The organism is Arthrobacter agilis, from assembly GCF_002953615.1.
Lineage (GTDB): Bacteria > Actinomycetota > Actinomycetes > Actinomycetales > Micrococcaceae > Arthrobacter_D > Arthrobacter_D agilis_B.
The window spans coordinates 2,867,187-2,875,288 of the sequence record NZ_CP024915.1 but is presented as its reverse complement, the minus strand read 5'-3'; the positions used below and the strand labels follow the sequence as shown (position 1 = coordinate 2,875,288).

Here is an 8,102-nt window from a genome sequence, read left to right as displayed (position 1 = left end):
GCGCAGCACGAACGGTCGGGGTCGATCCGTCCCCGCGGAGCTGCCGTACACGTAGTAGCCGCGGCCCTCACCCGGGCCGCCGGCGGCCCGGTCGATGGCGTGCAGGAGCTTCGGAGTCAGGCGCCCGGCAGGCCCGATCCTGTGGATCTGATCGATCTCGTGCGGTGCGAGCCCCCGTATGAGCCCCTTCACATCAGCCATGTCCGTCCCGTCCTCGGTGCTGGATCCTGCAGGAGCACCTCACGGTAGACCCGGGGGGTGAACGCGGCATGAATGGCGGCGCCGGAAGTGGTGAATCGACGCCGACCGGTCGTCCTCCGGTCGTCCTCCGGTCCTAGGACGGTGCGAGGGGCAGGGGATGTCCGTGGAGGCCCTGTCCGCTCGGGCACCGATCAGTCGTCGTAGGCGCGGAACTGCTCCACGGAGACGATGCGACCCTGGTTGATGGTGCTGACCTGGCAGATCACCGCTTCGCCGGGTGCCAGGTACGGGTCCTCGACGGGGAGCAGTGCTCGCAGCCTGCTCGTCATGTGGTTGCCCAGGACCGAGAACACCAGGGGGAGTACGGGACGGTGCGTGCACAGGGCGACGGGGCGGCGCTTGTCGAACACGCGTTCCACGGCGTTCCGGGCGCGCCCCGGCTTCCGGGCGGCGTCGTGCTCGGTGAGGGCGTCGACGAGCTTGAGCTTCGCGCTGCGCTGGTTCACGTAGGGGGAGATGGTCTGGACGCAGCGCACCCAGGGACTGCTGACCACGCGTTCGGGGTTCCAGGCCTGCAGGAGGCGGCTGACCGCGATCGCCTGGCGCCGGCCCGTGGCGGCGAGGGGTCGCTCGCCCTCGGCCCTGCTCCACGAGGACCGAGGTTTGGCCTTGGCATGCCGCACCACGATGAGGGGCCACGTCTGCAGGTCCTTCGCCGCATGGGCGGCGATGAGGGACTCGAGGGGCTCGATGTCCGAGGCGCTGGTCAGCATGTCGCGTGCCTCCTCGGGCGATACCCACTGGACGCGGTCCACCTCCTTGCCGTCCGGCTCAGGGCTCAGCCGTTCGGTCTTCGCGGCCCAGTAGTGCACCACCTTGTCGCCGGAGGACACCGGGTAGGTGATCGTCGCCAGCGGGATGCCGAGCTTCACGCTCAGGCCCACCTCCTCGAAGGTCTCCCGCACGGCACACTCGGGCGTCGTCTCGCCCGGATCGAGCTTGCCCTTCGGCCAGGACCAGTCCTTGTACCGGGGACGGTGGATGATCAGGACCTGGAGCCGGCCTTTCTCGATGCGCCAGCAGAGCGTCCCGGCCGCGACGACCGTCGCGCTGCCGCCCTGGGTCACGACGGCGGTGGCGTTCTTCGTGGTCGCGGCCATCAGCGGCGTGACACCGCCCGCTGGCGTGCCCGTGACGCGAGCAGCCAGGACTGGATGTCCTCGAGGGGCGCGCCGTCGTCGTCCTTGTGGTGGCGCGTCCAGCAGCCGGTCTCGTCGAGGTGCCAGCTGGAGACGGCCGGGTTCATGTAGCGGTCCATGAGGTTCATCAGGTAGGAGATGTCCTCGGGCGCATTGAGCTGCACGAGGGCCTCGACGCGACGGTCCAGGTTGCGGTGCATCATGTCCGCGGATCCGATGAAGACCGCCGGTTCGCCGCCGTTCGCGAAGGCGAACACGCGCGAGTGCTCCAGGAAGCGGCCGAGCACGGAACGCACGGTCACGTTCTCGCTGAGGCCCGGGACGCCGGGACGCACCGAGCAGATGCCGCGCACGATCACGTCCACCGTCACGCCTGCCTGCGACGCCCGGTACAGGGAGTCGATGATCGCCTCGTCCACCATCGAGTTGACCTTGATGACCACGCGCGCCGCGAGACCCGCCTGCTTGTTCGCGATCTCCCGCTCGATGCGGTCGATCAGCCCCGAGCGGACCGAACGCGGAGCCACCAGGAGGCGCTTGAACGTGGACTTCGGGGCGTAGCCCGAGAGCTGGTTGAACAGGCGCGACAGGTCCTGTCCCACCTGGTCGTTGGCCGTGAGGAGCCCGAGGTCCTCGTAGTAGCGCGCCGTGCGGGGATGGTAGTTTCCCGTGCCGATGTGGCAGTAGCGCCGCAGCCCGTCGATCTCCTGCCGCACCACGAGCGAGAGCTTGCAGTGCGTCTTGAGGCCCACGATCCCGTAGACCACGTGCACGCCGGCCTGCTCGAGCTTGCGCGCCCAGGAGATGTTGGCCTGCTCGTCGAAGCGGGCCTTGATCTCCACGAGCGCGAGGACCTGCTTGCCCGCCTCCGCGGCGTCGATCAGGGCGTCGACGATGGGGGAGTCGCCCGACGTCCGGTACAGGGTCTGCTTGATCGCCTGCACCTTCGGGTCGGCGGCCGCCTGCTCCAGGAAGGCCTGCACCGAGGTCGAGAACGAGTCGTACGGGTGGTGCAGCAGGATGTCCCGGCGGCGCATCGCGGCGAACACGTTCGCCGCCTTCGACGTCTCGCTCTCGTTCAGGTAGCGGCTCGTGTGCGGGACGTGCTTGGGGTAGTGGAGATCCCCCCGGTCGATCCCGGCGATCACGCTGAGCCCGCGCAGGTCCAGGGGAGCGGGGAGATTGTAGACCTCGTCCTCCTCAACGCCGAGCTCACGGGACAGGAGCGCCCTGATGCTCGGGTTGATGTCCGTGGTCACCTCCAGGCGCACGGGAGGCCCGAAGCGGCGGCGCAGCAGCTCCTTCTCGAGGGCCTGCAGGAGGTTCTCGGCGTCGTCCTCCTCCACCTCGAGGTCCTCGTTCCGGGTGACACGGAACAGGTGGTGCTCCAGGACCTCCATGCCCGGGAAGAGCTGATCCAGGTGGACGGCGATGACTTCCTCGAGCGGGATGAAGCGCGCGATCCGGCCGGCGACATTGCCGGCGCGGGGGCCGTCGACCGACATCAGACGTGGCAGCTGGTCGGGCACCTTCACACGCGCGAAGAGCTCCTTCTCGCTGATGGGGTTGCGTACCACCACGGCGAGGTTCAGGGAGAGGCCGGAGATGTACGGGAAGGGGTGCGCAGGGTCCACGGCGAGCGGAGTGAGGATCGGGAAGACCTTCTCGGCGAAGATCTTGTGGAGCTCGGCCCGCGCGGCGTCGTCGAGCTCGCCCCACGTGGTGAGGTGGATCTGCTCCTGGGCGAGGGCGGGCCGGATCTGCTCGGCGAAGACGGCCGCGTGGCGCTGCTGCAGCTGGTAGCCGTCCTGCATGATCTTCTCGAGCTGCTCGATCGGGCTGAGCCCGGCGGCCGACGGCACCGCGAGGCCCGTCGCGATGCGTCGTTTCAGGCCGGCGACGCGCACCATGAAGAACTCGTCCAAATTGGACGCGAAGATGGACAGGAAGTTGACGCGCTCGAGGAGGAAGAGTTCGGGATCCTCCGCGAGTTCGAGGACACGCGCGTTGAAGTCGAGCCAGCTGATCTCGCGGTCCAGGAAGCGGTCCGGGCGGATGTCGCCCGACGGCAGGAGGCTGGGGGCGAAGTCCGGGATGTCGATGCGGTCCTGTGTTGCCCGGGCCGGAGCCGTCTCGGAAGACCCGTACAGCGACGCTCCCCGGCGTTTGATCTCTGAATCCATTGCGTCTCCTGCAGCGTGGGCGGGCGTGGTGCGGCTGGTGCCCCGTCCTGACCGGCCGGGGCACGCCTCGAAAATAACCTTACAAGGTGGGTTGCGGCGTCTTCCCCGCGTACATGACGTCCACGTCCCAGCGCGTGAAACCGAGTTTCCGGTAGAGCGCGACGGCCGCGGCATTGTCGCCGTCGACGTACAGCATGATGGCCTGCAGGCCCTTGCCGTGGAGGTGCTCGATGCCCGCGATCGTGAGCGCCTTGCCGAGGCCCATGCCCTGGGCCTCCGGCGTCACCCCCACCACGTACACCTCGCCCATGGGCGGATGCGCACCGATGCCCGGATGCACCTTCGTCCAGTGGAAGCCGAGCAGGGCGCCGTCCGCCTCGCGTACCGCGAGCAGGAAGCCCTCCGCGTCGAACCAGTCCTCGGCCATCCGCGCCTCGAGGTCGGCCCGGGTCATCGATCCCTGCTCGGGGTGATGGGCGAACGCCGCGGCGTTGGCGGCGAGCCAGGCCTCCTCGTCCTGCCCGCGGACGAAGGATCGCAGTACGACCCCCTCGGGGAGTACCAGGGTGGGGACCGATTCCTCGACCGCGGCACGCGTCAGGCGCATGCGCCACAGTTCCCGCACGGGTGCGAAGCCGAAGCGGTCCGCGAGGTCTGCTGCTGCCGAGTGGTTGCCGTGCGACCAGCCGCGGAGGTCGTCGAGTCCCTCCGCGAGGACCGCCTCGATGAGGGCGGTCCCCGCGCCCTCGCCACGGCAGTCGGGCCCGACGACGAGTTCGAGGACCGCGCCGTCCTCCGTGCTGCGGTGGACGACGGCGACACCGGCGAGCTCGCTGTCGTCCGGCCCGGGCGTCCGGGCCGTGAACACGAGCAGCCGGTCCCCGGCGTCCTGCGCGCGGAGGGTCACCAGGGTCTGCTCGGACAAGGGCGGATTGCCGTCGGCCTCGACGGCGGCGGCCGCGAGGCGGCGTATCTCCTCGAGGACCGGGGCCGCCGGGGCGCCGGCGATCCTGTCGATGGACCAGGTGGGGGCGTGCTGCGCGGCGGTCATGCGCCCAGCCTAGTCCCCGCTCCCTGCACGCGTTTTGGCCGACCGGGCGCAGGTGCGGTAGTGTCGGGAACTGCTCGAGGGGGATGCACCAGTGGGGTGCCCGCGATACGTTCGACCCGTATGTCCTCCACCACGATCCGGTCCTGTCCCGGATATGCGAAAAGCCCCCTCCACCCGCGGTGGAGGGGGCTTTTCGCGTATCCTGCCGTCTCAGGCGTCCTGGTTGACCGCGCTGCGGTCCTCCGGGAGCCGGGTCAGCGTGAAGCGGTATCCGACGTTCCGGACGGTCCCGATCAGCTGCTCGTGATCCGATCCCAGCTTCGCCCGCAGGCGCCGCACGTGGACGTCGACGGTGCGCGTGCCCCCGTAGTAGTCGTAACCCCACACCTCGTGGAGGAGCTGGTCCCGGGTGAACACCCGACCCGGGTGCTGCGCCAGGTACTTCAGGAGCTCGAACTCCTTGTACGTCAGGTTCAGCGGCTCGCCGCCGACCCGCGCCGTGTAGCTCGCCTCGTCGATCACGACACCGGACGCATGGATCTCGGTGCTGGTCTCCTCGCTCGCCGCCGTCGACCGCGCGATCACGAGGCGCAGGCGCGCTTCCACCTCCGCGGGGCCGGCCGAGTCCAGGACGACGTCGTCCGCCAGCCAGTTCGCAGCCACGGCCGCCATGCCACCCTCCGTGAGGACGAGGACGAGGGGCGCGCTCAGGCCCGTGGCCTTCAGGAGCTGGGTGAGCGAGCGGGCTCCCACCAGGTCCTTGCGCGCATCGACCAGGACGACGTCGCACGGCTCGGTCTCCAGGAGCGCCGTGGGCTCGGCCGCGAGGATGTGCACCTTGTGGTTGAGCAGTTCGAGCGCCGGCAGGATGTCGACGGACGAGCCGGTGGTGTTCGTGAGCATCAGGATGTGCGGCATAGGTCCTCCACGGGTCGGGAATGCGCATCATCGGGCAACGGCGCCACCGGTGCACGGATCCGGAACCGGGGCGGTAGAGATTTCGACAAGTATAGCCGTCGCCCTGTGATCGGGCGCACGTGGGCTCCTGCCCCGCGTGGTCCCGGTTTTCCCACGGGTAGGACCGGTAGGGCAGTATTGCTGGGGTGAAGAGGACGAGTGTGGCCGCAGCGGCCGGTACCGCAGCCGCGGCCGCGGGCATCATCGTCGCCTCCTCGTACATCGCCCTTCCGGTCCTCGCGATCGCCGTCGCAGCAGTCTGCGTCCTGGCTGCGATCGGCTGGCCGTACGTGCTCCGCGTCCCGGCCAGGAAGAGCCAGTCCACGGCCATCGGGCTGAGCGCCCTGCTCGCGGTGATCCTCGCGGCCACGGTGCCGGGGCCGTCCTTCCTGGCCTGGTTCCCCGCCGCGGTGGCCCTCGGGGTCGGTGCGGTCTTCATGATCCAGCTGGTCCGCGGGACCGGTCAGAGCCTTCGCCTGGAGTCCACGCTCGGCGCGAGCTCGGGCGTCATCGCCGTGGCGATGGGCGCCGGATGGGTGGCGGCCGACCGCCTCACGGCCAACGCGGCCGACTCCGGCATGACGCTGGTGACCGGGGTCAGCATCCTCGTCGCGATCGCCGTCGCACTCCTGCCCCTGCCGGACCGGCTCGTGGCGCCCGCCGCCGTCGTCCTCGCTGCGCTCGCGGGACCCCTCGGCGCCCTCCTGTTCACCGATGTCCCCGCGCTCGCCGCGGGCGTGGTGGGGCTCGCCTGCGGAGCCGTCATCGCCGCCACACGCAGGTTGCTGGTGGCCCGCGACGCGCCCCTCGACGTCCTCGCGGCCGTCGCTGCGGGCGTCACCCCCGTGCTCGCCATCGGTTCCGTGGTCTATTTCCTCGACAAACTCTTCCTGTCCTGAGGAAGGCGGGCACGCACATCCGCCCGTCCCGTCCCGTGCGGAGCGCGCGTTAGGATGGAAGCATGTCCATTCTTGCCCTTGAAATCTTCTTCATCTCGCTGCTGGTCGTCGCCGGTCTCGGCATGGCCGGTTTCGCGGCCCTCGTCATCACGCGCCTCTACAAGGGCCAGAAGTAGCCGACTGTCCCGGAGACCCCATGTCGATTGATCTGCCCACCGACCTGACGCCCGAGCTGGTCCCACTGTCGTGGCTCCTCGGAACCTGGGAGGGGACGGGGATGCTCGGCGAGGGCACCGCGGATTCGGAGCGCTTCTCGCAGCGCGTCGTGTTCTCGCAGAACGGCCTGCCCTACCTCCAGTACAGTGCGGAATCGTGGCTCATCGACGAGCAGGGCTCGCAGCTCCGCCCACTGTCCGTGGAGACCGGGTTCTGGGCCCTCGACCGCAAGCTGAACGACGCCGACGTCGGGCCCGGCCTGAGCCCCGCGGACATCGTCCCGGCCCTGAAGACGGCCGACGAGGTGGAGCAGTTCCGCAACGACGCCGGCGGGTTCGACATCACGGCGACGATCGTGCATCCGGGCGGTATCGCCGAGCTGTACTACGGCAGCATCAAGGGACCCCAGATCCAGCTCAGCACCGATCTCGTGATGCGAGGGCAGCACTCCAAGGAGTACACGGCCGCCACCCGCCTGTTCGGCCTGGTGGAGGGAAACCTCTACTGGCGATGGGATGTCGCGGCGGACGGCAACTCCCTGGAGGCGCACGCCTCGGCCATCCTCAAGAAAGCCTCCTGACAGCACGGACCCGGTAGGGCCGGAGCAGCACTGCGGCGAGCCCTCGGGGCGCCCATCAGGAATAGTCCCGCCCGGAAGGCGTTATACCGTCATGACATCCAGCCCCCTCCTGAGCCGTCCCGGCGCCGTCGAAGGCGGCGGTGCGGACGCCGGCGTCGCAGCCCACTACGGCGACCCCTTCCGCGAGCAGCGGTCCCTCGCCGACGGCCGGGCCGTCGTCGACCTCTCCCAGCGGGGCGTGGTCACGGTCTCCGGTCCGGACCGGCTCAGCTGGCTCAACACGCTGTCCTCCCAGTTGCTCCTCGGCCTCCAGCCGGGCCGGAGTTCCGAGACCCTGCTCCTGACCGTGCAGGGGCGTATCGAGTACTCGGCGCACGTGGTGGACGACGGCGCCACCACCTGGCTCATCACCGAAGGCGGAGAAGCCGCACCGCTGGCAGCCTGGCTGGAGCGCATGAAGTTCATGCTCCGCGTCGAGGTCGGCGACGCCACCGACGACTGGGCCGTCCTCGGGGCGAGCCGGGCGCTGCCCGAACTGGGGGACGGCGTCGTCGTGTGGGAGGATCCCTGGCCCGCGATCGGCATCGGCGGCTATGCCTACTCGGCCATCGCCGACACCGAGCACCCCGGACGGGAACGGCCCTGGTTCGAATACCTGGTGCCGCGCGAGCGCCTGGAGGAGGTCGTGGCCGCCACGGGTCTCGATCTCGCGGGGTCGCTGGCGGCCGAAGCGCTGCGTATCGCGGCGTGGCGGCCCCGGCCGGGCTTCGAGACGGACGAGAAGACGATCCCGCACGAACTCGACCTCATGCGCAC

The 8,102-nt window shown here is 69.7% G+C and carries 8 protein-coding genes; 3 read left to right on the top strand and 5 right to left on the bottom strand.

The features are described 5' to 3' along the window. The 5 genes from CVO76_RS14010 to CVO76_RS13990 all read right to left on the bottom strand — a co-directional run. On the bottom strand, positions 1–201 hold a 201-nt coding region (locus CVO76_RS14010), incomplete at its 3' end, for a hypothetical protein (protein WP_208739755.1). A gap of 191 nt (positions 202–392) precedes the next feature. Continuing rightward, the gene (locus CVO76_RS14005) at positions 393–1,361 is read right to left on the bottom strand and encodes an NUDIX hydrolase (protein WP_133082381.1); all 969 of its coding nucleotides are present in this window, start codon (positions 1,359–1,361) and stop codon (positions 393–395) included. Continuing rightward, positions 1,361–3,583: an RNA degradosome polyphosphate kinase gene (locus CVO76_RS14000; RefSeq protein ID WP_208739754.1), complete on the bottom strand. Its 2,223-nt coding sequence runs from the start codon at positions 3,581–3,583 to the stop codon at positions 1,361–1,363. Before CVO76_RS14000 ends, CVO76_RS14005 begins: the two co-directional genes overlap by 1 nt. Positions 3,584–3,662: 79 nt before the next feature. Beyond that, positions 3,663–4,634: a mycothiol synthase gene (gene mshD / locus CVO76_RS13995; protein WP_133082383.1), complete on the bottom strand. Its 972-nt coding sequence runs from the start codon at positions 4,632–4,634 to the stop codon at positions 3,663–3,665. Positions 4,635–4,844: 210 nt separating this feature from the next. Then, complete coding sequence (locus CVO76_RS13990; RefSeq protein ID WP_133082384.1) at positions 4,845–5,552, bottom strand: winged helix-turn-helix transcriptional regulator; 708 nt, start codon at positions 5,550–5,552, stop codon at positions 4,845–4,847. Between the two features lie 185 nt (positions 5,553–5,737). Between CVO76_RS13990 and CVO76_RS13985 the strand changes: the two genes are divergently transcribed. The 3 genes from CVO76_RS13985 to CVO76_RS13975 form a co-directional block, all read left to right on the top strand. Next, the gene (locus CVO76_RS13985) at positions 5,738–6,490 is read left to right on the top strand and encodes a hypothetical protein (protein ID WP_244185993.1); all 753 of its coding nucleotides are present in this window, start codon (positions 5,738–5,740) and stop codon (positions 6,488–6,490) included. Between the two features lie 196 nt (positions 6,491–6,686). Continuing rightward, positions 6,687–7,286, top strand: a complete 600-nt coding sequence (locus tag CVO76_RS13980; protein ID WP_087076961.1) for an FABP family protein — start codon at positions 6,687–6,689, stop codon at positions 7,284–7,286. 91 nt (positions 7,287–7,377) lie between these two features. Then, positions 7,378–8,102: YgfZ/GcvT domain-containing protein (locus tag CVO76_RS13975; protein WP_208741834.1), on the top strand; the 725-nt coding region annotated here is incomplete at its 3' end.